The organism is Brucella pseudogrignonensis, assembly GCF_032190615.1.
In the GTDB taxonomy this organism is placed as follows: domain Bacteria; phylum Pseudomonadota; class Alphaproteobacteria; order Rhizobiales; family Rhizobiaceae; genus Brucella; species Brucella pseudogrignonensis_B.
The window spans coordinates 546,739-572,724 of record NZ_JAVLAT010000002.1 but is presented as its reverse complement, the minus strand read 5'-3'; the positions used below and the strand labels follow the sequence as shown (position 1 = coordinate 572,724).

Sequence of the window (25,986 nt, the reverse complement as noted above, 5' to 3'; positions counted from 1 at the left end):
CTTGCGTGGAGCAAGGTTTAGCAAAGGTAGAGCATTCCAACATGCGGATAACGCTCATAAAATATATTTAAATCAGATACTTATATTAGCAGTGGTTTTGATTCTGAAAAATGAACCAAACTGTTTGCAAGCCGGACTGATGCAAGCTTCATAAAGGTCAGCTCATGGCCTCATCTGCGCATTTCAATCACATCGCCGGATGATGTCGTCAGCTTCCACGTACCGGCCTGATTGCCGCGACCGATAGAAACCAGATGGCTGCCGTCGGGAAGGAGCGACCCCTTTTCGACGAACCAATAGCCCGACGTATCTTCGATCATCGCCATACCGCCGACCACTTCGCGCAATGCGAATACCGGCTTTGGCAATGCCTGCCCCTCGCCGCTTTTACCGCCATTACCCGCTCCTGTTCCCGGCAAGCCTTTGCCGTTCGACATGACCGAACCAGTCGTGGTGGTGTCGATATCCTCGCTCGGGGCGACCTGATCATTCGGGCGGAAGGACGGAAAATGACGCACGGTCTTCTGCTCGGAGCGGTCAAGCGGATCAACAATCTTGCTGTCGGCCTTCTTATCCGGGCTCAGATCGACACGTTGCAAATAGGTGACGAAGGGAAGCATCGCACAGCCAACAGCAAGTGTGATTGCTGCAATCTTGAGATAGCGGTCAACCTGACTTTGCGGCTTTTTGGTTTCGCTCACAGTCGCGGCTTCCACCTCTGCTGCCAGATCAGCGAGAATGGCCTCTTCCATGGTTTTGCGCGAACCCGTCTTCATGTTCTTCATGCCTGTTTTTCCCCGCGCAGTGCCGCGGCAAGATCGTGATAAGGGTCAGCCGACAGGCCTGTCTCGGGCGACTGCTGCAGCGCATCATAAATGCGCGGAACAAAATCGACAGCCTGATCCAGCAATCCGTCATTGCCTTTCTGATAGGCGCCAATCGCACGCAGATCGCGCGTCTCTTCAAAACGGGCGACCATACTGCGCAGCTGGGTGGCAAGTTTGCGCTGTTCTGGCGTCCAGTTATGTTTTGCCAGTCGTGAAACCGACGCAGGAATATCGACCGCCGGAAAACGTCCCTGAGCCGCAATTGCGCGATCAAGAACAATATGCCCATCGAGCGTACCGCGAATGGTATCGGAAACCGGATCATTGTGATCATCGCCATCGACCAGCACCGAATAAATGCCCGTGATACTGCCACCCGCCTCGGTAATGCCGGGGCCGGCGCGCTCAAGCAAACGCGGTAACTGACTGAACACGCTTGGCGGATAACCCCGCGATACCGGCGGTTCTTCCGCAGCAATAGCCACCTCGCGCGCAGCATGGGCAAAACGTGTGACGGAATCCACAATCAGCAGGACATTCTGTCCAAGATCGCGGAAATACTCGGCAATTGCTGTTGCAGTATTGGGAGCAAGGCGGCGCATCATCGGGCTTTCGTCGCCCGTCGCAACCACCGTTACCGTTTTATCGAGATGCCCCGCCATGGTCTCTTCGAGCATCTCGCGCACTTCGCGACCGCGTTCACCGGTCAGCGCCAGAACGACGGTATCGAAATCGGCAGCGCGGGTCATCATGGCGAGCAAGGTGGATTTGCCTACACCTGAGCCTGCAAAAATGCCGATACGCTGCCCAAAACAGAGCGGCGTGAAAATATCGATTACATTGACGCCGGTCCGCAATCCGCGATCCACGCGTGCGCGTCGCAAGGCGGCTGGCGCAAGGTTTTCCGATGCCATGGGGCGCAAACCGGGTTGCAATGCGCCTTTTCCATCCACCGCCTCGCCCAATGCATTGATGACCCTGCCACGCCATTCCGGCGCAGGTCGAATGCGAAGCGGCCCTACTTCAAAAACAGCGGCGCCAAGTGATGGAATTATGCGATCATCAAAAGGTTTCACCAGCACCTGATGATCAGCCACACGAATGATCTCGGCTAGGCTCTGACCACTGTCGGCACGGATAGCCACCGCATCACCCAAACGCGCATTGCGCGACAGACCCCGTACCGCAATCGCCGAACGCGACACATCGCTCACCGTACCGCCAATACCTGTCAGGGACTTTGGCGCTATCGATTGTTGGCGTGCAAAGGCGGCGAGCCGCGCGAGCGGTAAATCAGGCGTCATCCGTTTTTGGAGCCCAGCGTCCTGATGGCTTCAGCCACCGTGCTTTCCTGTTGTGAAAGCAGATTATTCACCTGCTCAAAAGCCCGGCTGACGCTGATCAGACGGGTCATTTCCGTCATGCCATCAACATTGGAACCTTCGATCATCCCCTGCACAACGCCGACACTCATATCGTCAACGACAGCCTGTGCAGGCTTGCTTGGCACGACACCGGAATTGCCTGCATAGCTGAGATCGGCATCTGCTGGGATCGAGAACAGGCCAATTGCACCGATCTGTGCGCCGTTCTGGTAGACCGCACCGTCACTGGAAATCTTCGGCGCGCCGCCATCCGGATTGAGAACGATAGGCGCACCGCCCACATCCAGAACCGAATTGCCTGTGACAGACACAAGTTCGCCGGTTGGCATCATCTTCATGCGGCCGTCGCGGGTATAGACAACACCCTGCGGGGTGTTGACCGACATCCAAGCATCGCCCTTAACGGCAACATCAAAAGGATTGCCGGTTTCCAGCATTGAGCCTGCTTCTGTGCGAATATAGCTCTTGCCTGCGGTCGCGAAGTTCACGTCTTCGCTGGCCTTGTTCGAGACGATTGTATTGAATTTCGTGCCTTCGCCGCGAAAGCCCGGCGTCGAAATATTTGCCACATTATGCGCAATGGCATCCATCCGCCGTTCAAGTGTGACGAGGGAAGACAGACCTACATAGATGGAATTATTCTGCATCGATCAGCGTCCGCCCGGCTTGAAGTTCTGCAAAGTGGTCAGAATGCTCGACGATATGCCGACCGACGACGTGCCACCGAGCAACAGCGAGGCGATTGATGCCGGGCTGCTCGTGGTTGGATTGTTCATTTCGTACATGGCTGTGAAACGCGAGATCATCTTCGATACATAGTCAGGGTCTGACATTTTCGAGAAATCGACCTTGGCCTCGATCATCTTGGCCTGCTTGTCGATGTCAGCATTCGACATCACCGAGGGCCAGCCAAACGTTGTCTGCATAACGGTCAGCAATGCCTTATCGCCAAGGATTTCATATGCATTGGTAATGGTGGATGCCTTGCGCTCGAAATAGAGCGCCAGACGGACACCCTCGTTCTGGCTGCCAGCCTCGGTCTCCAGTGTCTGACGGATATATTTATCCATCACACCTTGCTGGGCAGCCGTGCTTTCGGTGGCTTTTTCACCCTTGCCTGCAAAATCGAATGTCGTCGCAAATTCTTTATACCGCTTGTCGGTCAGCTTGTTCGCCATCGCGTCATCATCTTTGACGCCTTCGGTCAGGATCTTGCGAACGAATGCCTTGGCATAGGCCATGTCTTCCAAGCCGAATGCCTTCATCGCGTAGTTATAAAGCCGGGTATCGGACATGAAATCATCAATGGATTTCACCTTGCCGATATTCTCTTTGTAATAGGCGGTTTCTCGCTCGACCAGCGGTTCCTTCGAAACGCGCTGCAACGACCGCGTCATATCGGACGCGATCAGCCGATAACTCATCATCGTGTTGACCATGCGAGAACCCCCTGCGATTTTTCACATCCTTTATGCGGTCTCAAGCTTGTCCGAAGCTGATGCATTTTGGAGCGCATCCCCAAAAGGGTGTAAGGTTTTTGGAACAAGACGCGTTAAAACAAATGATTTGAGCACCACCCTGATCCAATCAGACCCAAACGCGCTCTAACACTTTATATTTGCAGCATAATTTTACCTTAAACTGATTTAAGTTTAAGGAATTATGCCTTAGCGTCATGCGACAAGCTTCGCGCAAGGCGCATTCCCTACAGTGTAAGAACAACTTCGAACCAACGGGAGTCTTGCGCTTTGGGTATTCTCATCGGCCTCGCCATCACACTGGGCTGTATGCTCGGCGGTTTCATCGCCATGGGCGGTCACGTCGGCGTGCTTGTTCAGCCGTGGGAATTCGTCATTATTCTGGGCGCAGCCCTTGGCACATTCTTCATCGCCAACCCGTTTTCACTTGTGAAAGATACGGGCAAGGCGTGCGTTGAGGCCTTCACCAATGCAGTGCCCAAGCAGCGTGATTATCTCGATCTTCTCGGCTTGCTTTATAGCCTGATGCGTGAGCTGCGCGCCAAGTCGCGCAACGAGGTGGAAGTCCATATCGACAACCCCAAAGAATCCTCGATCTTTCAGGCATATCCGAACATCCTGAAAAAAGACGACCTCATCCACTTCATCTGCGATTATTGCCGCCTCATCATCGTTGGCAATGTTCGTTCGCATGAAATCGAAGCGCTTATGGATGAAGAAATCCACACGCTTTCGCGCGACAAGCTCAAGCCTTATCAGGCGATGGTCAGCATTTCCGAAGCGCTGCCTGCCCTCGGCATCGTCGCGGCTGTTCTTGGTGTTATTAAAGCGATGGGTGCGCTCAACCAGTCCCCGGAAGTGCTCGGCCATCTGATTGGTGCGGCCCTTGTTGGTACTTTCGCAGGTATCTTCTTTTCCTATGGTGTCGTTGGTCCGATTGCTACCAAGATCAAGTCGACGCGTGATAAGAACAACCGTCTTTACACCGTCGTCAAGCAGACCCTGCTTGCATATATGAATGGTTCGCTGCCGCAGATCGCCGTTGAATACGGCCGCAAGACGATCTCCGCTTATGAACGTCCAAGTATCGACGTTGTCGAGCAGGAAACCATGGCGACAACGCCGATCCAGCAGGCAGCCTGATATGACCACTCTGGGCCAGAACCGCAAAAACGACGTGCTCGCTGAAAATCTGTTGCGGGCGGCAGGATTGTCGGGCGACGATCTGAAGTCGCTTGCGCATGTGTTCAAGGATGCATCCACCCATTTTTGCGGTCGTCTCAAACAGGGCAGTGCTGCTGCATTTGATGCGGAAGCAGGCCAGGTTGAGGCTGCGGACGATGCGGCATTCAATGCCATCATGGACAAGGCTGCGATTATCGCGCCGCTTAAAGCCGATCGCTGGGGTTGCACGCTCTATGTAACCGCTGATGCGACACTGGTATTTTCCGTGATTGAAGCCATGTTTGGTGCACAGGGAAATCTTGGAAGCTTCGATCTGGAACGCCCTTTCGGTCTGCTGGAGCGCAAAATATCGAACCTGCTGATATCCCACATGGCTGCAGCGCTCGATCAGGTTTTCTCAAACACCGCCCAGGCGCTGTTTGCTGCAGGCGAATGCACTGACGCGGCTGAGTTCAATAGCGAGGAATTCGAGCGTTCGCGCCTCTTCGTTTGCCGGATTGATGTGGTCGCGGCAGGCAAGACAGGGGCTGTGCATCTTCTTCTGCCCCGCAGCACGCACAAGCCAATGCAAGATGCCGTGGCTGCATTCCTGCGCCGTCCGATGGATCAGGCAGATCCTGCCTGGAGCAAAAGAATGCGCAGCGAAGTCAGCCGCGCACGGATCGAGCTGGAAGCCTTCATTCAGCAGGGAAGCCTGACGCTCGACGCTCTTTCAAAGCTTGAAATCGGTCAGGTTCTGAAGCTCCCGATGGACGCCATGGAACAGGTACGTCTGCGCGCTGGCGATCAGCAGCTTTTCAAATGCACGCTCGGCAAGTCCGGCATTCACTTTACAGTCAAGGTTGGCGATCCGGTCAATCAGGAAGAGGATCTCATCGATGAGCTTGTTGCTGGCTAACATACTTTCCACGCTGATGGCTCTCGGCTCGCTTGGTGCGCTCATCATCGTCGGGCGCAAAGCCAATGAGACGATCAAGCTCGGCAAGCTGCTGACGCTTCGCGTGGCTGCGGCTTCCAACGGTCTGGAGCGCGTTGCAAAATCTTTGCAGAACCAGCGCACCGATCTTGCCGATGAAACCGTCCGCCTTGGAGCCCGTCTCGCTGAAACCGCCCGCGTTCGTCGGGAAATGGACGAAGCGATTGAAGAGCTGAACCGCGTGCGCAAGGCTCTTTCCCGTGATGTGCGTCAGGCACGCAATGTTACGGCAACAGTCGCCCGTATTGAGGAGCAGGCTTTCGCTCCCGTAAGCGAGCCTGCGCCAAAAGAAAAGAACGCACTACCTGTCTTCGTACGTCGCGCCGTCAAGAAGGCGACCGTTGAAATTGCGGGGCAGGCATGAGCAAGAAAAGCAAGGATGAAGACATGCAGCATGAGCTCAACGAGGCAATCGAAGAATTGCAGGAAGATAAGCCACGCGCTGCAAAGACAGGCGCAGCGAAGCCCAATCTCGAGCTCATCATGGGCATACCGGTCGACGTGCAGGTCGTGCTGGGCGGAACGACCATGCCTGTTGCCAATCTGATGAAGCTTGGTCGCGGTGCTGTTATCACCCTCGACAAGCAGATCGGTGATCCGGTCGATATCGTCGTCAATGGACGTGTGATTGCGCGCGGTGAAGTGATCGTTCTTGAAGACGATTCCTCCCGCTTCGGCGTCAGCCTCACCGAAATCATCGGTAAGTAACGGATCGACCATGGCCGATAATGAATCGCAGAAGTCTCTCGATGACAGCGTAAGCGGAGTGATTGACACTCTTTCCGGTCCGCAGAAAGCGGCTGCGATCCTCGTCGCAATCGGCCGTCCTTCCGCCTCACGGCTGCTCAAACACTTCAACGCCGAAGATTTGCGGAAGCTTGCAGGCCATGCCCGCACGCTTGAACCCATTTCTCCGCTCGACTTTGAACATCTGGTGAAGCAGTTCGAAGATTCATTTGCCGAAGGCGCGCCCGTTTCAGAAGCAGCACAGCGCTTTGAAGGCCTGCTGCGCGAAGCCTTGCCACAAGACGAAGCCGATGCCGTGTTTGAAGAGCGCGTTCAGCCGCAGCTCGTGCAGGAATCCGTCTGGGTACAGCTTGCGAGACTGCCGATCGAGAGCCTGCAGGCCTATCTCGCCGATCAGCATCCACAGATCATCGCCTATATCGTCTCCAAACTGCCGTCGGACCTCGCCGCCCGCATGTTTGTAGGTCTGCCGCCACAGCTGCGCAGTGCCGTCGTTCAGCGCTCGCTGCATATTGGCAATGTTGCGCCAGCTGCAGCCGATCTTCTGGAAGATGTATTGCGTCGCGACCTCCTTGGCCGCAGCGATGCAGGCCCGGTCAAAGCCCATCACGGGCAGATCGCCAACATCTTCAACCAGCTCGACCGACAGGAGATGGAAGAGCTCATGTCGAGCCTCAAAGATCTCAGCCAGGACGACATCGCGCGCATTAAATCTAAGCTGTTTAACTTTGAAGATGTGGAACGGCTTCCACAACGTGCACGTCTTCTACTCTTCGATGAAGTACAGACAGAGCAAATCGCAACGGCTCTTCGTGGTGCTGATGCAACACTTCAGGAAATGGTATTGTCATCACTTTCTACACGCGGTCGCCGCATGGTCGAAAGCGAACTGGCCGCCGAACAAGGCAACATTACCAGCCAAAACATCGCAGACGCACGACGTGCAATCGCACGCATCGCCATCGATCTCTCAGAACGGGGTATTATCACCCTCGATTCTGGTGACGACGCAAAATAGCACTGCGTGTGATAGATGTCCGACGATACCGATAAAGAGAGCAAAACTGAGGACGCGACAGAGAAGAAGATCCGCGACGCATTGGACAAGGGTAACATGCCTTTCTCTCGCGAAACGCCGATCCTCGCTGGTATCGCGTCCTTTCTGGTGATTGCAGTCTTCGTCGCGGCACCCGCAACAACCAAACTGGCTGTCTTCTTGCGCGAACTGATGGACCGCCCGGAAGATTGGACCCTTAACAGCGCAGAAGATGCAAGCCATCTGTTTGGCATTCTGGCTCTGTCTGTCGGTGCAGCTCTCATTCCGGTCTTCATCATCATTCCACTTGCGGGCATTGCTGCATCCGCCTTCCAGAATGCACCGCGATTTGTCGGTGAGCGTATTCGCCCACAAGCATCGCGCATTTCCCTGCTCAAAGGCTGGTCGCGCATTTTCGGTCGTGCCGGTCAAGTTGAGTTTCTCAAATCATTGGCGAAATTCATTGCCGCAAGCGTGATCGTGTTCTTTGTCTTCTTCAAAGGCAACAATCTCTTCACCGAAGCGGTAGCGACCGACCCAAGCGCATTACCCGAGTTTTTGCGTGAAAATCTGGTGCGGCTTCTGGTGGCCAATGTTCTCGCGATCACCGCAATTGCTGGCTTCGATCTTGCATGGTCGCGCATTCACTGGAAGCAGGAACTGCGCATGACCAAGCAGGAAGTGAAGGACGAGCTTAAGCAGTCGGAAGGCGATCCACTGGTTAAAGCACGCCTACGCTCGTTGGGGCGAGACCGCGCCCGGCGCCGCATGATCAACGCTGTCCCAACTGCCACGCTGATTGTCGCAAATCCAACCCATTTTTCTGTAGCATTGCGCTATCGCCCCAATGAAGATGCGGCGCCTATCGTTGTTGCAAAAGGGCAAGATCTCATTGCGTTGAAAATAAGAGAAATAGCAACTGCTAATTCCATCCCGGTATTTGAGAATGTTCAACTAGCACGTGCCCTCTATAAGCAGGTTAATGTCGATCAGATGATTGCTCCAGAATTTTATAAAGCCGTGGCAGAATTGATCCGAGTGATCAACTCTCGACACTCTGTTCGTTGATAGGTTTGAAATGATTTTATATCGCTCTATTCTTATATTTCTTGTTTCTGCAGATCGGTGGTGACTGGATGAAGAGTTTACAATTCTCAAAGGAACGCGAGGCAATAATTGCCGAAAATATTAGCGAAGTCGTTGCAGAACTGCGACTAGTCGACCCAGCTGATTACATCGCTTTTATCCGCTGTGAACTTTTTGCCAATATCGCTGATCTGGTTAGTTCAGCGACAGAGCTCTATTTCTTTCCGGGCACACTTTCGCTCGGACACGGAGGTGAGCTAAATTGCGACTGGTTTTCCCCACCATCAATTATATTGGACATGGAATTTCGCAACATGGGGGTTTACGCATATTTTCGCCTAACCTTATCAGGTAAGCGCGCAAGCGTGGAAATGAATCATATCGTGTTCGATGATGCTGATGCTGACGCCGCTAAAAATACTACTCGTTTAGCCGACGCGATGGCAAATGCGCGTATACAAATGAGACGCAGCGCCTAATACTATAAAAAAATATAAGGCCGGATATTTTCATAGCCGGCCTCTTTTTAGATTTGATCAATTTTTATCTGGGTTACGGTACTGTTCGTTCAGATAGCCAAAATGCGCCATCACACGGCCCAACCCGATATGAATGAAGTACATGCCAACAGGCGCGAAACCTGCGGCAACGCCTCTTCTCACAGCCTTAATTGGCGAGTAAGCCAGCAAAGCAAGGCTTTTCAGAAATACGCGCAGCTGTCCAAGTGGATCATCCTTGCGCTTGCGTTGTTCAATAAGCGTCGAAAGAACGCCATTACGCAGGCCCCGCGAACGAATCCAGTCATTTTCCAATCGGCGCTCTGGAATTGTTTCGCGAACGATGCCTTCAGCGCACCAAGCAACTTTAAAGCCTTTGGCAATCGAGCGAGACAGGAAGTCAGAATCGCCGCCGCCGGTAAAGTTAAACTTGAGATCCATAAACGGATAGCTATGGGCTTCAATGACCGCACGGGCGATCAACAGGTTGCCCGATGAATAGATGATCGGAACCGGGCCAGTCTTGGTATAATGCGGAAGAAACACAGGATGCTTCGCCCACTGCTCCGAATTGGGCTTTTCGAAAATCGGATATTGCGGACCGCCAACGAGGCTTACGTCATAACGCTCAGCCGTCGAAACCATGTTTTCGATCCAGTCCGAATCTGCCAGTTCGTCATCATCGATGACGATGATATATTTGAAGTTTGGGAAATACTTCGTCGCGGTCAGCCAGCCAGCGTTATAGGCATTGCAATTGCCGCGATGCGATTCACCGATCAGCATCCCATTATATTTGCCAGCTTCGAAAAGTGGGGCTGCAACAGTTGCACCCTCCTTCTTTTCGGTCTCGTTCTCAATAACAACAACAGCCCATTTGCGCTTTGTTGTCTGCGCATTGAGTGTATCAAGGGTTCTGATAAGGTGCTCAGGCCGCTTGAATGTCGGAAGCGACACAACAATATCGATCTCGTCATAAGCAAGGTCGGGCGTTTTAGCGATTACTTCTATATGATCTGGTAAATCTGACATCTCGGCTTCCGATTTATTTCAGAGTTTTATATTTTATATTTATCTTTCCACTATAGATAAACGCTTAAAGAAAAGTTCACTGCATGGCTGTAGAGACTGTCAAACACAGTCATTCATAATGATTGGTCAAGCGTTTAAATTTGTCAGGAGCTGAATTGCAACCGTTTCGTCTTGTCTTCGTAACATCACTTGTTCCGCACGCTGTCGCTTCGACAGGTTACGAAGTTGCAAACGCAGCCGTCATTGACGGCCTTCGTCGCGCGGGCGCGCAAGTAACTGTTTTGGGTTTCACATGGCCCGGTCATAAGGCCGCTAAAAGCAAAGAAACAGTTGTGCTTGGCGAAGTGGAAGTGCGGACCGAAGGTGCGGGGATCAAGCGCAAAGTCGGATGGGTGCTAAAATCATTTTTGACCGGGCTTACAGTATCCTCCGCAAAACTACGCGTGATCCCGGCGGTAGAAATCCGCGAAGCGATTGGCGATCTTGGCGACTTCGACGCCTATGTTCTGAATGGCGTCACGCTTCCTGGTGCATTTGAAGATGTTTTCAAAGACAAGCCTTCGATATTCATCGCGCATAATGTCGAACATCGTTCGGCAGAAGAGAATGCCGCCGATACCCAGAGTAAAATTCAGAAAATCTTATTTGCGCGCGAAGCGCGTGTTCTCAAGAAACTAGAAAACCGGCTGTGCAAACAGGCTAGCTTTGTTTTCACCTTTGCGGAAGAAGACGGCCCGGCACTCGGCCTGACATCAGAAAAGTTTGCGACATTACCGCTGGTTATGCCGGACAATGGCGCGACACCTAAGACGCCGACTGCAAAATATGATCTTGCTTTAATCGGCACATGGACATGGCACCCAAACCGTATCGGCCTTGAATGGTTCCTGCGTGAAGTGAAACCGCTGCTGCCACAAGACATTTCGATTGCGATTGCTGGAAGCACACCCGCTGATCTGATTGCAGCATGGCCCGGCGTAAATTTCGTCGGCAAAGTTCCCGATGCAACGAAATTTGTAGAAAGCTGCAAGCTTGTACCGCTGATCAGCCGCGCAGGCACTGGTGTTCAATTAAAGTCGATCGAGACATTTGAACTCGGATTGCCAAGTGTCGCGACAGCCCATTCGGTTCGCGGTATTGGAAATGTTCCGGCAAACTGCACCATTGCCGATAAGCCCGCAGAATTTGCTGCCGCCGTTATTGAGAGACTGAAAAAAATCAATGACGGTGATAGTCAAAAACTCGACGGAAAAGCCTTTAAACAGGCACAAATCGCAGGCATGGGCAGCGCGATCTCACGGGGCCTTAAAACACTTCAGGACGTGACAGGAAAAGCAAACTGACATGACGACTATTTCCCCCGAAAAGCTTGAATATAAAAATATTCTCGGTATCAAAGTTGTCTGTTTCGACTGGGATAGCTCATTCGCTTATTTTCAAAAGCGTATTGAAAACAAAGAATTCATGAAACAGGGTTGGCTGAATGCCAACAATGCCAATATCGCGCATGAAGACCCTGTCTATATGGCCGCACTGAAGGATTTCCTGATCCTGCCTGACGGTATCGGCGTTGATATTGCCAGCAAAGTTGCCTACGGCGAAAAATTCCCGGCCAATCTTAACGGGACGGACTTCATTCCTGGACTGATGCAGCATATCAAGCGCCCGATGAAAGTAGCGCTTTTGGGCGGCGGTCCTGGCGTTGCCGCAGATGCAGCCCAGCTGTTCAAGAAGCAGATACCACAGCATGATTTCCGCGTCATTTCAGATGGCTATTTCAAGCCTGCCGATCTTGACGGTATTCTGACACAACTAAAAGACTATCATCCGGACATGCTGCTCGTCGCTATGGGTGTTCCGCGGCAGGAGCTGTTTATTGACAAGCATATCACAGCAGAGCATTGCACCATTGCGAGTGCTGTGGGAGCGTTGTTCGATCTGCATACCGGCCGCGTTCAGCGTGCTCCGCACTGGGTCCGCACAATCAAAATGGAGTGGGTGCATCGTCTGCTGCAAGAACCACGGCGTTTGGCAAAGCGTTACCTTGTCGGCAATCCGGTTTTCCTCTGGCGCGTGGTGAAGGAAAAGCTCTTGAGGAGTAAGCCTTGAAGACAGCAATTGTTACCGCCAGCTGGGATCAGGACTTTGAGCGCTGCAAGCTCTTGTGCGAAACCATGGACAAGCATGTCACTGGTTTCACCAAGCATTACATTCTTGTCGACAGCAAAGATATAGCCCTTTTTAGGCATATCGAAAGTGCAAACCGCATCGTTATCGATGAGCGTGATTTGCTGCCTTCATGGATTCGCGCATTTCCAGATCCCACCTATCTCGGTCGCCGCCGTGTCTGGCTTTCTTACAAAGCTAAGCCGTTGCGTGGCTGGCATGTGCAGCAATTGCGTCGCATTGCGCTGGCCAGCAAGGTCGAGGAAGAGGGCCTTCTTTATACTGATTCAGACACCGCTTTTGTGAAGCCTTTCGATTGCAGCACGCTCTGGCAGGGCGATAAGTTGCGCCTGTTCTATCGGCCCAATGCACTTGCCAATCCCGAATGGCCGGAGCATCCGGTATGGGCGGAGAATGCCGGTAAACTGCTTGGCGTCAAAAACGGCAAAAGCGCGCTGAATGATTATATCGGCCAGCTTGTTTCATGGCGCAGAGATTCAGTCGTCGGCATGTGCGAACGGATCGAAAAGCACACCGGCCAGCATTGGGTTGCCGCAATCGGCAATGTCCGTCGCTTCTCTGAATGCTTTATTTATGGCCATTACGTTGATGATGTTCTGGAAGGCGCAGGCCATTTCCACGATACCCACGATCTCTGCCGTATGCAGTGGTTTGCACCACCGCCGAGCGAAGAAGAATTTCGAACCTTCATTGCCGAGATGGAACCGCATCAGGTTGCCATTGGTATGCAGTCATTCCTCAGCCTGTCGGTGGCAGATATTCGCCGCATCATCGGCGCCTAGCTAAATAAATTATCCGGCCCGAAGCCCAACTTCGGGCTTTCTATACCCGTTTGGCAGGCCGGCGAAGGCTGGTATAGGTGAAAACCAGCGACAAAATATAAATGCCTGCAAAAACAAAATTCAATCCGGCGATCCAATCATTGTTATCACCAAAATTGAGGAGAAGCAGCCAGACGAACAACGCTTTTGCCGCCGTCATCAGCACCATGCTTATTGTCCGCAGACCTGACTGGCCACGCGCATAAAGAATTTCTGTCTGATACTCGATGAGATTGCGAAAGCCCGGCACTGAAAGAACCAGTGGCAGAAGACCGACAATCGGCGCCACGCTTGCACCAAGTGCTGTCGGGAAGAACTGCAGAAAAATCGCCATCGCACCGAGGCCCGCAACCGACACCGCAAAAACCGCAAGTTCCAGCCCTGCCCTGATGCGCAGCGACGCCAGCATATCCGGGCTACGCATAAGCTTCTGAACCAGCATCATATTGAAAGAGCGGATCGGCAATGCGGTCAGATCAACCAATCGCATGATGATCGCATAGATACCCGCCGTGGTCGGCCCGCCAATGCTCAGAACCAGAAGCTTGTCGAGTTCGCTCTGAATATAAAAGAGCAGTTCCGCACCCATCACGGCGAAAGAATCAGACACACGCCGCATATAGAGTCGCGGCTCGAAACGAAGCTTCACCTTCGGGTAAAAGCGCAGAGCAACAGTCAGCGCCACTGCGTTTGCTGCCAGATACCACCATGCCCAATGTGCAATATCGTGAGTGGCAGCCAAAAACATAAACAACACAGCCGCAATCGCGCGTGTGGCGGTGCCAAAAATCACCAGCAGCGCAGTGATTCCAAAACGGCGCAGCCCATTATTGACGATCATGATCATTTCAGTGGAGCGCCACAAAAGCGCTTCCGCAATCACCACCACGGCAAAGGGTAGAAACGAAATGTCGCGACTAAAAAAGATGAAATAGACCAGCCAAGAACAGATGGCGAAAAGCGGTAATGACAACACAACTGCCGCGAGATAACCCGCCGTATAAGTGCCAAGCAGCAACGGTTTAACCGTTGAAATGCGATAGAGTGGCGAACTGAACCCCAGCGAGACGAGGCGCGACAGCACGACACCAGTTCCTGATGCAGTGGCAAAAATACCAAAGTCTCCGGTGGGCAGCGTGTTTGCAAGCGCTATGAAATAAAGAAGTGAAACCACTAGTCGCCCAGCGGAACCTGAAAAGAGCGAGAAATAATCCCTCACCACGGTCCCACGGCTACCCAACAATTTCTGGACTGCTTTCGCGAACAAACACGGGCCTCGTCATTATATTGTGTTTTACTTAATTAGTCGCGCATACCGACGCTAGACCAGAACTTAGCGAAAAAGACTTAATTAATAAGCACTAGAGCGCCGTGCGCCCTGTTGGGCGCACAAAGGTCGCTCTAAATTGTTAAATTTACAGCATAACTTTTACCTTAAACCGAAGAAAGTTTAGGGAATTATGCTGTGGGACAATTATCGATCCGCAAATTAACCATTTGTTCTGCACAGAAAACATATAGTCGGGTTTAGATAAGCCATTTCGGGGTACGGACATCTTTGACGATGAGCGGTGACGACCAGCGCAATAAAGGAAGAGAGGATAAGCCTCTTCTTGCATTCTCGGACTCGCCGCAGACAAGCCGCGAAGAAGCTGACGCGCGTTCAGACGAGCAACCGTCAATAATCCCACCATGGACCCCTCCAGCAACGCCAAAAGAACGCACCGAATTTTTCCGAAACAAACAGGAAAAAAAGGCTGCTGATGAACACGAAGTTTCTGAGCTACGCTCGCGCATGGCTTCTATTAAAGCGGAACTTGAGCGCAAAATTGCAGAGCGCGAGAAGGCTTCAAAAGTCAAAGCAGAAGCAGCCGATAGTGTGGAGCCACCAGTGAGTGTCTTCGAAGAAAAGCTGCCAGTACGACAGGCCGCGCCTGATAATGAATGGAGGCCGCTGATCGATCCGCGCGTGGCGATTGAACTCGTTCGCGGGTCCCGTAGATTGCTGCTAGCGACAACGTTGCTCGGCGGCCTTGTTGCAACGCTTTATGCGCTGACCATTCCGCAGATGTATGTCGCTTCAACGGATATTCTGGTCGATCCACGCAACATCAAAACCGTCGGCACCGAGCTAACCCCGGGACAGTTGCCAACCGATGCTTCGCTGGCAATTGCTGAAAGCCAGGCCCGATTGCTTGATTCGAGCAGCGTTCTGCTCAAAGTCATAGATGAGGCGGATCTTACCAAAGACCCGGAGTTTAACGGCACCTTCGTTCCGACCGGTGTAGCAGGGTTTTTCGCGCAGCTTAAAAGCATGGTGAAGCCCAGGACAGTCGCTGATGGCCAGGCGCTTGAGACGCGCGTTCTTTATAATCTTTATGACAGTGTGACTATCGGGCGCGATCCAAAAACGTTTATCTACTCTGTTGCCGTCAAAACCCGCAGTTCGGAAAAATCGGCCGAAATCGCCAATCTGATCGGTTCGGTGTTCCAGAAAGAACTCGATTCTCTGCAATCGGATGCGGCACGCCGCAATGCGGCTGAGCTTTCAAAGCGGCTTGCAGATATGCGGGCAAATGTTGAAGCCGCAGAAAAAGCCGCAGCAGACTTTCGTACATCACGCGATTTGGTTGATGTCGATGGCAAGCTTATCAGTGACAATGATCTGTCGCGCCTCAACGATCAGTTGACCAATCAACGCGCTGAAACCATGCGCCTTCAGGCGCGGGTACAGGTGCTCAACGATGCAAATACAGGCAGTGTTATTTCCGGCACGTTACCAGAAGACCTGCGCTCGAACACGCTGACGGCCTTGCGTGCGCAATATGCACTGGCGAGCCAGAATGCCAGTGGCGCATCCACTCAGCTTGGGCCACGTCATCCGCAGTACATCCAACTTCAGTCACAGAAGCAGACGGCGCTTAATGATATTGATGCGGAACTGCGCCGCATCCGTGCGTCGTTGCAAGTTGAGGTCGCGCGTTCGATGCAGCAGGAGCGTGACTTGAGCTCCCGCCTCGCGCAGCTCAAGTCTCAGCAGGCCAACAGCAACAATGATCGTGTGAAACTGCGCGAATTGGAGCGCGAAGCCACCACGCTTCGTTCCGTTTATGAAGCATTTCTGCTGCGCTCGCGCGAGACGAGCGAACAGGAAGGCATCACCACCACCAATGTTCGCGTGATTTCTGCAGCCCGTCCGCCGCTTGAACCGGCTGGCTCGTCCCGCAAACTGGTTGTCATTGCCGGGCTGATTGCTGGATTCTTGGCAGGGCTTGCCATAACAGCCGTCCGCAACTTCGGACGGCTGGTGCGTATCAGTTAGAGCGCATCCCGAAAAGTGTGAAACGGTTTTCGGAGCAAGATGCGCGCAAAACAAAACGATAGAGAATTTCCAAAGGTTCAATGAAAACTGGAAATTCTCTAGGCACGCGCGACTTTACGTCCGCTGGCGCGCAATATTCCCTGTGTCGCGTCGAGCTGCCCCACCTTTAATTCCAGCGCCAGAAAACGACGTTTTTCAAATGGGCCAGGCATGGCAAGGTGGCCAGTCTTCTCGGCAGTAAAGCCGAAGCGAGAATAATATTCCGGATCACCAACCAGCAGAATGGCACCATGATCAAGCCGCTTTGCCTCGGCAATTGCGTGCTGCATCAAGGCCGAGCCAATACCGCGACCGGCGGTCGATGGATCGACTGCCAGAGGGCCGAGCAGTAGCGCCGAAACCGGGAATCCAAATGCGTCAAGTCCTGCGTGAACGTTCCATAGCCGGACAGTGCCCACCAGCATTCCATGGTCATCAATCGCCGAAAAAGCCAGACCTTCCGCGGGCAGACGACCACGGCGAAGCTTTTCCGACGATTTCCTGCGACGGCCCTCGCCCATCGCCCGATCAAGCAGAGCTTCGCGCGCAGCAACGTGCTCTGCCGCCTCGACCGAAACCGTGAAGGCCGGAACAAAGAGTGGCGAAAAGCCGGTTACAGTATTTTCCTGGATTTCCAGATTTGCGTTCATGACATCGCACCCTAAAAATGGGCAGCCGCACATCCTGCCCAGCACCTTTCAGCGCTGGGCAGATTGAGAGGAAATTTCAGATTAAACCTGAAAGATCAGATGACGTATGATCGGAGCGGTTCGAAGCCGTTGAACGCCACCGCCGAATAGGTGGTGGTGTAGGCGCCTGTGCCTTCGATGAGAACTTCATCACCGATGGTCAGCGAAACCGGCAGCGGATACGGCGTCTTTTCATAAAGAACATCCGCACTGTCACAGGTTGGGCCAGCCAGCACGCAAAGCTCAGTTTCGCCGCCGTCACGCGGGGTCACGATCTGGTAGCGGATCGCCTCATCCATCGTTTCAGCCAGACCGCCGAATTTGCCGATATCGAGATAGACCCAACGAACATTGTCGTTGTCCGACTTGCGCGAAACCAGAACCACTTCGGTCTTGATCACGCCTGCATTGCCAACCATGCCGCGGCCCGGTTCAATGATGGTTTCCGGAATGCGATTGCCGAAATGCTTCGACAGCGCATCGAAAATCGCCATGCCATAAGCCTGTGCGGTCGGTACGTCCTTGAGGTAGCGGGTTGGGAAACCACCGCCCATATTGACCATGCGCAGAACAATGCCTTCGTCAGCCAGCGTACGGAATACCGATGCAGCATCGCTCAAAGCGCGATCCCATGCGGTGAGGTCCGTCTGCTGCGAGCCAACGTGGAACGATACACCGTAGGAGTCGAGGCCGAGCGACTTTGCATGACGCAGCACGTCGATAGCCATGGCAGGCACGCAACCGAACTTGCGCGACAGCGGCCATTCAGCGCCTTCACCATCGGTCAGAACGCGGCAGAACACGCGGCTGCCAGGAGCGGCGCGTGCAACTTTTTCGACTTCTTCTACGCAATCAACCGCAAAGAGACGAATGCCCAGCTCGAAAGCGCGCGCAACATCGCGCTCCTTCTTGATGGTATTACCATAAGAGATGCGGCTTGGTGTTGCGCCTGCTTCGAGTGCCATTTCGATTTCGGCAACCGATGCCGTATCGAAGCACGAGCCGAGGGAAGCCAGAAGACGAAGCACTTCCGGTGCAGGGTTTGCCTTCACAGCATAAAAAATGCGTGAGTTTGGCAAAGCCTTTTCAAAATTCTGATAGTTTTCGCGCACGACGTCGGTGTCGACGACGAGGCAAGGACCATCCGGGCGGCGAGTGTTGAGGAAGTCGATAATACGCTGTGTAGCCATGGTCGTTCTCCCGCACGGCGTATACTTAAGCCGCATTCTAAGGGACAAAGTATGCATAAGCGCATCCGCAGTGAGGCCAGCCTTTGGAGGTGCTGAGGTCACGCGAAAACTCATGCGGCGGTGGAACAACGCTAAACCCGCGTTACTCCGCTTTGTCTGCCTTGGATTGGAATTGGAGAACCGCATCCGCACTTCTGGCAATGAAGGTGTGCCTCTTCAGTAATTTCGGTTTTTGGACAACCGAAAGACACTAGAAAGGCCCGCACCGTCGTTGCTTCAAGATGTCCTTGATCTGGCGGTTGGCCTACAGATCAACTGGAGCGGTTAGGTCCAGGTACCGTACCGAATTCCTCACCATTCGAGGATCGGCGGACACCCACAGGCACGTGCGACTTTGGGCAAGGGCGATATAATCTCAAAGATGTGTCCATACAATGACAAATCTTTGTTGCGGTAAAAATAATTTTTAAGCGCGCCAATGGACTTACCGCGCTTGCCATTGTTCAATAATAGTGAAACATTCTGTCGCAAATTTTAACCTTTGATTGACCATACCCCCCAAAACAAGCTGCTGGCGGTGAACAATGACGCTCCTCGATCCGTTGAAACCGATCATCGCGAAGCACTCAAAACCTCTAATGCAAGCGAATGCCGGCTGGTTAAAAGGCGAACACTTGGTTGCAAGAAGCGTTTATGGCGCAGTCAGGCTGCCAAATGAATGCAAAAATCGGCAAATTTCGAACGAATCACTTGTTAACCCTGTGAGTGAGAAAGTGCGTTTCAACGGGCAATCGGAGACAATCATTGGCCGCAACACTGCGCGCGGACTGCCAATCGTACCAGACACTGAATGCGCTTAACTCAAACAACTTTGAAAAGCAGGACTAGACCATGGACACCCTCACACGTATGCGCGCATTCATCGACGTGGTCGAAGCGGAAGGTTTTTCGGCTGCGGCGCGAAAGATCGGACGCTCCAAGGCGCTGCTTTCCAAATATGTGCGTGAACTGGAAGATGAACTCGGTGCACGCCTGCTCAACCGCACGACACGTCAGTTTTCACTGACGGAAGCCGGGCACACCTATTATCACCGCGCTGTCGAGATCATCCGCGAGATCGACGCGCTTCAGGATGCCGTCAGCGAAACAAGTTCAGATGCGCGCGGACGCATCAAGCTTTCAGCGCCGCGTACCTTTGCCGATGCGGTGATCGGGCAATCGCTGATCGATTTCTGTCTTGCCCATCCGGAGATCGTGCTCGACGTGCGGCTCGATGACCGTTTCGTCGATATGGTGGAAGAAGGCTTCGACCTTGCAATCCGCATTACGCGTTTGCAGGATTCCTCGCTCATTGCCAAAAGGCTGTCACCGTTCCATTCCGTTTTGTGTGGTGCACCAGAACTGATTGCGCGCGTTGGCAAGCCCGAACGCCCGGAAGATCTGCACGACAAGCCCTGCATCATCGACACCAATGCCCGCTCACGCAACAACTGGCATTTCCGCAATACCGACGGCTCGATGATGACGGTGACGGTCAATGGCCCCATTGAAGTGAACAGTCCAGTTGCAACCAAGACGGCAGCAATTGCCGGACTTGGATTTTGCTCGCTCCCAGCCTTTATTGCGGAGGAGGAGATTGAGCGTGGCAGGCTCATTCCCTGTCTCGATGAATTCATCGTAAGGGACGGCGGCATCTATGCCGTCTATCCGCACCGCCGCTATCTACCTGCTAAGATTCGCGCGTTGGTCGACTTTCTGACCCAATGGTTTAAGGACCGCGAAGCGCGCGAAAACACAAAACTGTAATCAAGGGGTTATAAAAGGCGGTACTCGTCCCACTTTTGCCGCCTTCACCCTTATGCCTTGCAGATGAACTGACGGAACCCGTATATGCTTGATTTGCGCTCATGGCTGAAAAGCCCCCTTGGCCTTGCCGTAACACTGGCGACAGTGTTTGCGCCTCTGGCCGCGAGTGCGCACCCGCATGTCTTTGCCGATGCAAGGCTGGAACTCACGATTGCACCGGACGGCACGGTGGAAAAACTCGCCCATATCTGGCGTTTTGATGATGTGTTTTCATCAACGGTTCTGATGGAGTTTGATAAGAATGGCGATTTGCAGCTCGACAAAAACGAGCTGATCGACCTTGGCCATGTCATCAACAGCTCCATCGCCGAGTTCAAATATTTTCAGACCGTGCTTGCCGATGGCAAGGACGTTAAAATGGCGCGTCCGAAAGATCTGGCAGCTGACTTCTCCGACAATCATCTGATGATCGTCTTCACCAGCAAGCCTGAAAAGCCGCTAAAGCTTGAACCGGGACACAAAGTCAGTTTCGGCGTTTACGATCCGACCTTTTATACGGCGATCGACTATGTGAGCGATAATGAGCTGGTCGTCAAAGGTCTGCCTGCAGGCTGCAAGTCTGAGGTCATTCGCCCTAATCCCGATGAAGCGCTTGCGCAAAATCAGGGAACCCTGACCGAAGCCTTTTTCAACGATCCGGCAGGCACAGACATGTCGAAGATTTTCGCCACGCGCCTCGAGATAGACTGCGAGAAAAAAGGATAATCAGCCTTATGAAGAAAACGGTCCGTTTCATTCTCACAGTCAGCCTTGTGATGATCGCCGCCCAGGCTTGGGCGCAATCATCTCTGGGCATCGGTGCCAATGAAGTCGCCATGAAACCGACCGGACCTTTTGCGCATATCATCCTCTGGATGAATGAACAGCAGCGCAACTTCTATCTCGCCATGACAACCGCGCTCAAAGCCATGCGGGAAGACCCATGGCAGGCATCCGTGCTTATCGGCCTTTCCTTTGTTTACGGTATTTTCCATGCTGCCGGTCCCGGCCATGGCAAGGCGGTCATTTCGTCTTACATGATCGCCAATGAAACAGCATTGAAACGCGGTATTTTCCTGTCTTTCGTCTCATCGCTGCTGCAGGCGATCATGGCGGTGTTTGTGGTGGGACTGGCCTGGCTTGTGCTGCGTGGCACCGGCATTTCGATGAACCAGACCGCTCGCTATATGGAAATTGCCAGTTTCGCGCTGGTGCTGTTCTTTGGCCTGTGGTTGCTTGCACGCAAATTGCCGCTTCTGTTCAAGAAGCGTGACAGTGCCGAGCCTTCCACGACAAGCGCGCTTTTTGCAGCAGCGCCTCAAACGGCAATGGCCAGCGGTCCAGCCTGGCAGGGCAGCGTTTCACAAAGCACGCGTGCGCTCGGCACCACCAACACGGTCAAGCTCAACTACAAGCCTGCCAATGCCGCGGCCGATCACGTCTTCATCGGTGAGGGTGATATCTGTGCCGATTGCGGCAACGCCCATATTGCCGACCCATCGACGCTCGGCGACGACTTCAACTGGAAGACGGCATGGTCGGCGATTTTCTCTGTCGGCCTGCGCCCATGCTCCGGCGCGCTGATCGTGCTCACCTTCGCGCTTCTCAATGGTCTGATGGTCGGTGGCTTGCTCTCGGTCTTCGCGATGGCTTTTGGCACATTTCTGACCGTGGCATTTCTCGCAACCCTGGCCGTAACCGCCAAAAACACGGCATTGCGCTTTGCAGGCAGCAGCGCCATGTCCGGTCGCTTGAAAGCGGCGATTGAAGTAGGCGCGGCACTGTTTATTGCGCTGACCGGCGCTCTGCTGCTTAGTGCTGCACTCGTAGGTTAGTCCTTATTCTGGCGGCGCGAACGCAGCCAGAATATGCCAAAGAAGCTGAGTACGAAGAGTATCCCGAAAATAACCGCTGCGATGTGCGAGCGTTCGCCAAGCGCGATCATGATCGTTGGCAGATAATAAGCGAGCACGCCAAAACCAACCAGGATAATGGCTGCGGCAATTGCCGGATTGCTTTTCTTCGGTTCAGCCGCCAATGCGAAAATCCTCTAATTTTCTGATCTGCTGACCGTCACTATCAAAGTTTGTCGGCGCAAGCCATGCCTGATAAGCTTGTTTCAGCGCTGGCCATTCGCTGTCGATGATCGAAAACCATGCAGTGTCGCGGTTGTTGCCCTTTGTCACCATATGCTGGCGGAAAGTGCCTTCAAACTGGAAGCCGAAACGTTCCGCCGCGCGCTTGGACGGCGCGTTGTTATCATTGCACTTCCACTCATAGCGGCGATAGCCAAGCTCATCGAAAACATACTGCATGAACAGGAACTGCGCTTCGGTGGCAGCCGGTTTACGCGAGATGAGCGGTCCCCAATAGATGTTCCCGATCTCGATGGCACCATGAGCCGGATCAATACGCATCAAGGCCTGACGACCGGCAACCTTGCCGCTGGCCTTGTCGATGACCGCAAAGAATAGAGGATCTTCGCTGCCCGACACCTTTTCGAGCCAAGGCTCAAACGCTTCGCGCGTTGCAGGTGGAACCTCGAACAGCCAGGTAAACCGCTGATCCGCATCTTCAACGGAAGATGCCGCAAACAGCTCGTCACCGTGCCGGGCGGCATCCAGTGGTTCGAGCCTGACATAGTGGCCTTCCAGCACTTTGCGTTCAGGCTTCGGGCGTGGTGTCCAATCTCGCAAATCAGTCATTTAATGCTCCCATCTAATAGAGACAGGAGCATAAAAGGTGGATTACGCAAACAGGAAAATTGTCACCCTCATTTCTCTCTTATTGCGGCGCGATCCACGGAGACCGCTTTGACGAGCGCCACGACCTGATCGCCCACTGCAAGGCCCAGATCATCGACCGAACGCCGCGTCAGTCGCGCACCCAGACGCCGCCCCTGAAAGTCGAGCGCGACGTGAGCATTCGGCCCTTCTCCCGCTTCAATCGCCACAATGGAAACCGGCAGCACGTTGCGGATACTGATCGCATCTGGTGCCTTGCGCGCAATGGAGACATCGCGTGCGCGAACCCGAAGGCGCACATGCATGTTCTGTTTAAGCCCGGCATCGCTGAGCTGGAATGTCGTCCCGCCAAGATCGATTTCGGCAAGTTTGTAGCGCTCATCATAAGCCGAAACCGAGCCTTCAAGCAGCACACCAGCGCCGTCGCCGTCCCCGTCAATCAGTGGGAAAATCTCGGCAGCCTCGCCACTGGCTTTCACCTTGCCGCCCGATAGAAGAACGATTTCATCGGCAAGCCGCGCAACCTCGTCGATTTCGTGGCTGACATAGACGATCGGCACATGGCTTTCATCACGAAGCCGCTCGATAAAGGGCAAAATCTCCTGCCTGCGTGCATGATCCAGAGAGGACAGCGGCTCATCCAGCAGCAAAAGTGCTGGATCAGACAAAAGCGCACGACCAATGGCCACGCGCTGGCGTTCGCCGCCCGAAAGAGTTGCCGGACGACGATCCAAGAGATGATCGATGCCAAGCAGCGCCACAACCTCGTCAAAGCTGCGGCTGTTCTGGCGTTTTCCGGCCCAGCGCGCATAAGTGAGGTTTCGCTTCACACTCATATGCGGAAACAGCCGCGCTTCCTGAAACACATAGCCGATACGGCGTTTTTCAGGTGGCAGGTTGATACCCTTTTCGGCATCGAAAAGCGTGAAATCACCGACAGCGATGCGCCCGCTTTCCGGACGCAGCGTTCCGGCAATCATCTTGAGAAGCGTTGTTTTGCCAGCGCCCGAATGGCCAAACAGAGCCGTGACACCCCAACGGGCGGCAAAATCTGCTTCAACCGCGAATTTGCCATTGCGGCCAGCGACGGAAACTTCAAGACCGCTCATTTCGCTTCTCCTGCAAGCCTGCGCTGCAACCATTCAGACAACACCACGGCAGCAATGGAAATGGCTGCAGAAATCGCTATCAGACGGAAAGCTTCGGCGTCGCCTGTCGGCGTTTGCAAAAGCGCGTAGATCGCCAGCGAAAGCGTTTGCGTTTCGCCCGGAATGTTGGAAACAAACGTGATGGTCGCGCCGAACTCGCCGAGCGCCTTGGCAAAGCCAAGCACCGCACCCGCCAGAATGCCCGGCAGCAAGGGCGGCAAAATCACCGTGAAAAAAGCAATAAACCTGTTGGCGCCCAACGTGCGCGCCGCTTCCTCAAGCCCACGATCAAGCCCTTCAATCGAGAGGCGAATAGGGCGAACAAGCAATGGAAACGCCATGACGCCTGCAGCAAGAGCTGCACCGGTCCAGCGGAAGGAAAAGGAAAGGCCAAGCCATTCCTGCAACGGCGCGCCAAGCGCACCACGCGATCCAAACAGGATCAGCAGAAGATAACCCGTCACCACCGGTGGCAGAACCAGCGGCATGGTGACAATAGCCTGTACCAGAGACTTGCCCGGAAAATTAAACCGGGCAAGAATCCACGCAACAAGAAAGGCAATTGGCAGAGCGACAACAATAGCGATCCCGGCAACCCGGAGCGACAGAGCAACAATCTGCCAGACATTGCCTTCCATCATTACTGAGCGGCCTCTGCAGCGCCTACAAAGCCCTTGTCCTTGATGATCGCCTGGCCGGCATCGCTTTCAAGGAACGCAAGGAATGCCTTGGCGGCATCATTTTCATTCTTTGCAATCAGTGCTGCAGGATAAAGGATTGGAGCATGGCTCGAAGCCGGGAAGCGATAGGCTTCAACGAGTTCAGGCGCAGCCGCACGATCCGATGCATAGACGATTGCGGCCTTCACTTCGGCGCGGCTCACATATTGCAGCGCAACGCGCACGTTTTCGGTGAAAACGGCGTTCTTTTCGATGTCTTTCCAGATATCGAGCTTTTCAAGCGCTGCCTTGCCATATTTGCCGGCAGGAACGTTCGACGGATCACCCATTGCAAAACGGCCAGCGCTGAGCAGTTCCTTGGCTTCACCCTTCGGCGTTTCCTTCTGCGTTGCAATCACCAGCGCGTTGCCCGCAATCACCTTGCGCGATGCCTTGTCGATCAGGTCGGCTTTCTCGACATAATCCATCCAGTCGAGATCGGCAGAAATGAAAATCTGTGCCGGAGCACCCTGCTCGATCTGCTTTGCCAGAACCGAAGACGAAGCAAAGGAAGCCACAACTTCCGTGCCGTCCTTGGCCTTGATCTGCTTGGCGGCTTCCTCGATCACATCCTTCATGCTGGCTGCAGCAAAGACCGTGACCTTTTCGGCAGCATGTGCAACCGATGCAGCACCGGCTGCAACCGTAATAAGAAACGCAGCGATAAGTTTTTTCATTGTCGACCTCCATAGAGCCCGTGTTTCGGGCAAACATCATCACACGCCGGAAAAAATCCGCCGCCGTTTGTTCGAGCATCAAGACCTGTCGAGATGCTCAACTTGCGATGATGGGTATGATGGAGGCAAACGCGACCCGGATGCCGTCAGACCCTTTTCACACGGGCGTCCATGCAAAAGCCGCCCAGAATTTCCGTAACGAATTCATATCGTTCCGAAAACATGGCCACCTTAAAGGGGAGTATTAGCTTTGGCTAGTGCTGATAAGAATGATGCGGCAAAAAGGGCCGCATCATCAAAGCGCATCCCGAAAAGTGTGAAGCGGTTTTCGGACTAAGATGCGCGTTCAAAAAAAG

The 25,986-nt window shown here is 53.6% G+C and carries 28 protein-coding genes; 15 read left to right on the top strand and 13 right to left on the bottom strand.

Features of this window, described 5'->3' with window-relative positions; all coding sequences use genetic code 11:
- Positions 1–170 precede the first annotated feature (170 nt).
- Genes RI570_RS13995 through RI570_RS13980 form a run of 4 tightly spaced genes read right to left on the bottom strand, consistent with a single transcriptional unit; the run spans position 171 to position 3,651 of the window.
- Positions 171–776: a hypothetical protein gene (locus RI570_RS13995; protein WP_313830048.1), complete on the bottom strand. Its 606-nt coding sequence runs from the start codon at positions 774–776 to the stop codon at positions 171–173.
- Between the two features lie 5 nt (positions 777–781).
- On the bottom strand, positions 782–2,131 hold the full coding sequence (gene fliI, locus RI570_RS13990; RefSeq protein WP_313829166.1) for a flagellar protein export ATPase FliI: 1,350 nt from the start codon (positions 2,129–2,131) through the stop codon (positions 782–784).
- Positions 2,128–2,859, bottom strand: a complete 732-nt coding sequence (flgF, locus tag RI570_RS13985; RefSeq protein WP_064321431.1) for a flagellar basal-body rod protein FlgF — start codon at positions 2,857–2,859, stop codon at positions 2,128–2,130. Before flgF ends, fliI begins: the two co-directional genes overlap by 4 nt.
- 3 nt (positions 2,860–2,862) lie before the next feature.
- Positions 2,863–3,651: a DUF1217 domain-containing protein gene (locus RI570_RS13980; protein ID WP_064321430.1), complete on the bottom strand. Its 789-nt coding sequence runs from the start codon at positions 3,649–3,651 to the stop codon at positions 2,863–2,865.
- A 309-nt stretch (positions 3,652–3,960) separates the two neighbouring features.
- On the opposite strand from RI570_RS13980, the gene motA reads away from it, so the two are divergent.
- From motA to RI570_RS13945, 7 genes are all read left to right on the top strand, one after another.
- Complete coding sequence (gene motA, locus RI570_RS13975) at positions 3,961–4,833, top strand: flagellar motor stator protein MotA (protein ID WP_313829165.1); 873 nt, start codon at positions 3,961–3,963, stop codon at positions 4,831–4,833.
- Between the two features lies 1 nt (position 4,834).
- The gene (locus RI570_RS13970; RefSeq protein ID WP_313829164.1) at positions 4,835–5,773 is read left to right on the top strand and encodes a FliM/FliN family flagellar motor switch protein; all 939 of its coding nucleotides are present in this window, start codon (positions 4,835–4,837) and stop codon (positions 5,771–5,773) included.
- On the top strand, positions 5,754–6,215 hold the full coding sequence (locus tag RI570_RS13965) for a BAB2_0123 family type IV secretion system effector (protein WP_313829163.1): 462 nt from the start codon (positions 5,754–5,756) through the stop codon (positions 6,213–6,215). Before RI570_RS13970 ends, RI570_RS13965 begins: the two co-directional genes overlap by 20 nt.
- A complete protein-coding gene (gene fliN, locus RI570_RS13960; protein WP_039860233.1) occupies positions 6,212–6,559 on the top strand; it encodes a flagellar motor switch protein FliN in 348 nt (115 codons plus the stop codon). Before RI570_RS13965 ends, fliN begins: the two co-directional genes overlap by 4 nt.
- Before the next feature lie 10 nt (positions 6,560–6,569).
- Positions 6,570–7,616, top strand: a complete 1,047-nt coding sequence (locus RI570_RS13955; RefSeq protein ID WP_313829162.1) for a flagellar motor switch protein FliG — start codon at positions 6,570–6,572, stop codon at positions 7,614–7,616.
- Between the two features lie 15 nt (positions 7,617–7,631).
- Positions 7,632–8,702, top strand: coding sequence for a flagellar type III secretion system protein FlhB (locus RI570_RS13950; RefSeq protein ID WP_313829161.1), 1,071 nt, complete (start codon positions 7,632–7,634; stop codon positions 8,700–8,702).
- A gap of 68 nt (positions 8,703–8,770) precedes the next feature.
- Positions 8,771–9,199 carry a hypothetical protein gene (locus RI570_RS13945; protein ID WP_313829160.1) on the top strand — a complete coding sequence of 143 codons (429 nt, stop codon included), beginning with the start codon at positions 8,771–8,773 and terminating at the stop codon, positions 9,197–9,199.
- A 57-nt stretch (positions 9,200–9,256) separates the two neighbouring features.
- Here the strand turns inward: RI570_RS13945 and RI570_RS13940 are convergent, their stop codons facing one another.
- Complete coding sequence (locus RI570_RS13940) at positions 9,257–10,249, bottom strand: glycosyltransferase (protein ID WP_313829159.1); 993 nt, start codon at positions 10,247–10,249, stop codon at positions 9,257–9,259.
- Between the two features lie 155 nt (positions 10,250–10,404).
- Between RI570_RS13940 and RI570_RS13935 the strand changes: the two genes are divergently transcribed.
- From RI570_RS13935 to RI570_RS13925, 3 genes are read left to right on the top strand one after another with little or no spacing between them, the layout of a single operon-like run.
- Positions 10,405–11,592: a glycosyltransferase family 4 protein gene (locus RI570_RS13935; RefSeq protein WP_313829158.1), complete on the top strand. Its 1,188-nt coding sequence runs from the start codon at positions 10,405–10,407 to the stop codon at positions 11,590–11,592.
- Between the two features lies 1 nt (position 11,593).
- A complete protein-coding gene (locus tag RI570_RS13930; protein WP_313829157.1) occupies positions 11,594–12,358 on the top strand; it encodes a WecB/TagA/CpsF family glycosyltransferase in 765 nt (254 codons plus the stop codon).
- A complete protein-coding gene (locus RI570_RS13925) occupies positions 12,355–13,218 on the top strand; it encodes a DUF6492 family protein (protein WP_313829156.1) in 864 nt (287 codons plus the stop codon). Before RI570_RS13930 ends, RI570_RS13925 begins: the two co-directional genes overlap by 4 nt.
- A gap of 40 nt (positions 13,219–13,258) precedes the next feature.
- Here RI570_RS13925 and RI570_RS13920 read toward each other — a convergent pair whose 3' ends face one another.
- The gene (locus RI570_RS13920; RefSeq protein ID WP_313829155.1) at positions 13,259–14,524 is read right to left on the bottom strand and encodes a lipopolysaccharide biosynthesis protein; all 1,266 of its coding nucleotides are present in this window, start codon (positions 14,522–14,524) and stop codon (positions 13,259–13,261) included.
- Positions 14,525–14,821: 297 nt separating this feature from the next.
- Between RI570_RS13920 and RI570_RS13915 the strand changes: the two genes are divergently transcribed.
- Positions 14,822–16,579 (top strand): GumC family protein, encoded by a 1,758-nt coding sequence (locus RI570_RS13915; protein ID WP_313829154.1) that lies wholly within the window; start codon positions 14,822–14,824, stop codon positions 16,577–16,579.
- A gap of 98 nt (positions 16,580–16,677) precedes the next feature.
- Here the strand turns inward: RI570_RS13915 and RI570_RS13910 are convergent, their stop codons facing one another.
- Complete coding sequence (locus RI570_RS13910; protein ID WP_313829153.1) at positions 16,678–17,268, bottom strand: N-acetyltransferase; 591 nt, start codon at positions 17,266–17,268, stop codon at positions 16,678–16,680.
- 95 nt (positions 17,269–17,363) lie between these two features.
- Complete coding sequence (gene odc2 / locus RI570_RS13905; RefSeq protein ID WP_313829152.1) at positions 17,364–18,497, bottom strand: ornithine/lysine decarboxylase; 1,134 nt, start codon at positions 18,495–18,497, stop codon at positions 17,364–17,366.
- A gap of 584 nt (positions 18,498–19,081) precedes the next feature.
- Here odc2 and RI570_RS13900 point away from each other — a divergent pair.
- From RI570_RS13900 to RI570_RS13885, 4 genes are all read left to right on the top strand, one after another.
- Positions 19,082–19,357, top strand: a complete 276-nt coding sequence (locus RI570_RS13900; RefSeq protein ID WP_313829151.1) for a hypothetical protein — start codon at positions 19,082–19,084, stop codon at positions 19,355–19,357.
- Positions 19,358–19,388: 31 nt separating this feature from the next.
- The gene (locus tag RI570_RS13895) at positions 19,389–20,303 is read left to right on the top strand and encodes a LysR family transcriptional regulator (RefSeq protein ID WP_313829149.1); all 915 of its coding nucleotides are present in this window, start codon (positions 19,389–19,391) and stop codon (positions 20,301–20,303) included.
- A gap of 84 nt (positions 20,304–20,387) precedes the next feature.
- Positions 20,388–21,068, top strand: a complete 681-nt coding sequence (locus RI570_RS13890; protein WP_007877111.1) for a DUF1007 family protein — start codon at positions 20,388–20,390, stop codon at positions 21,066–21,068.
- A gap of 8 nt (positions 21,069–21,076) precedes the next feature.
- The gene (locus RI570_RS13885; protein WP_113487353.1) at positions 21,077–22,177 is read left to right on the top strand and encodes a nickel/cobalt transporter; all 1,101 of its coding nucleotides are present in this window, start codon (positions 21,077–21,079) and stop codon (positions 22,175–22,177) included.
- On the opposite strand, the gene RI570_RS13880 is transcribed toward RI570_RS13885, so the two are convergent.
- The 5 genes from RI570_RS13880 to modA form a co-directional block, all read right to left on the bottom strand.
- The gene (locus tag RI570_RS13880; protein ID WP_007877114.1) at positions 22,174–22,380 is read right to left on the bottom strand and encodes a hypothetical protein; all 207 of its coding nucleotides are present in this window, start codon (positions 22,378–22,380) and stop codon (positions 22,174–22,176) included. The genes RI570_RS13885 and RI570_RS13880 overlap by 4 nt on opposite strands.
- Positions 22,370–23,047 (bottom strand): GNAT family N-acetyltransferase, encoded by a 678-nt coding sequence (locus tag RI570_RS13875; RefSeq protein ID WP_112814620.1) that lies wholly within the window; start codon positions 23,045–23,047, stop codon positions 22,370–22,372. Before RI570_RS13875 ends, RI570_RS13880 begins: the two co-directional genes overlap by 11 nt.
- Before the next feature lie 68 nt (positions 23,048–23,115).
- Positions 23,116–24,195, bottom strand: a complete 1,080-nt coding sequence (modC, locus tag RI570_RS13870; protein WP_313829146.1) for a molybdenum ABC transporter ATP-binding protein — start codon at positions 24,193–24,195, stop codon at positions 23,116–23,118.
- Complete coding sequence (gene modB / locus RI570_RS13865) at positions 24,192–24,875, bottom strand: molybdate ABC transporter permease subunit (protein WP_007877118.1); 684 nt, start codon at positions 24,873–24,875, stop codon at positions 24,192–24,194. Before modB ends, modC begins: the two co-directional genes overlap by 4 nt.
- Entirely contained in the window at positions 24,875–25,630 is a 756-nt protein-coding gene (gene modA, locus RI570_RS13860) for a molybdate ABC transporter substrate-binding protein (RefSeq protein ID WP_064321403.1), read from the bottom strand. Before modA ends, modB begins: the two co-directional genes overlap by 1 nt.
- Positions 25,631–25,986 lie beyond the last annotated feature (356 nt).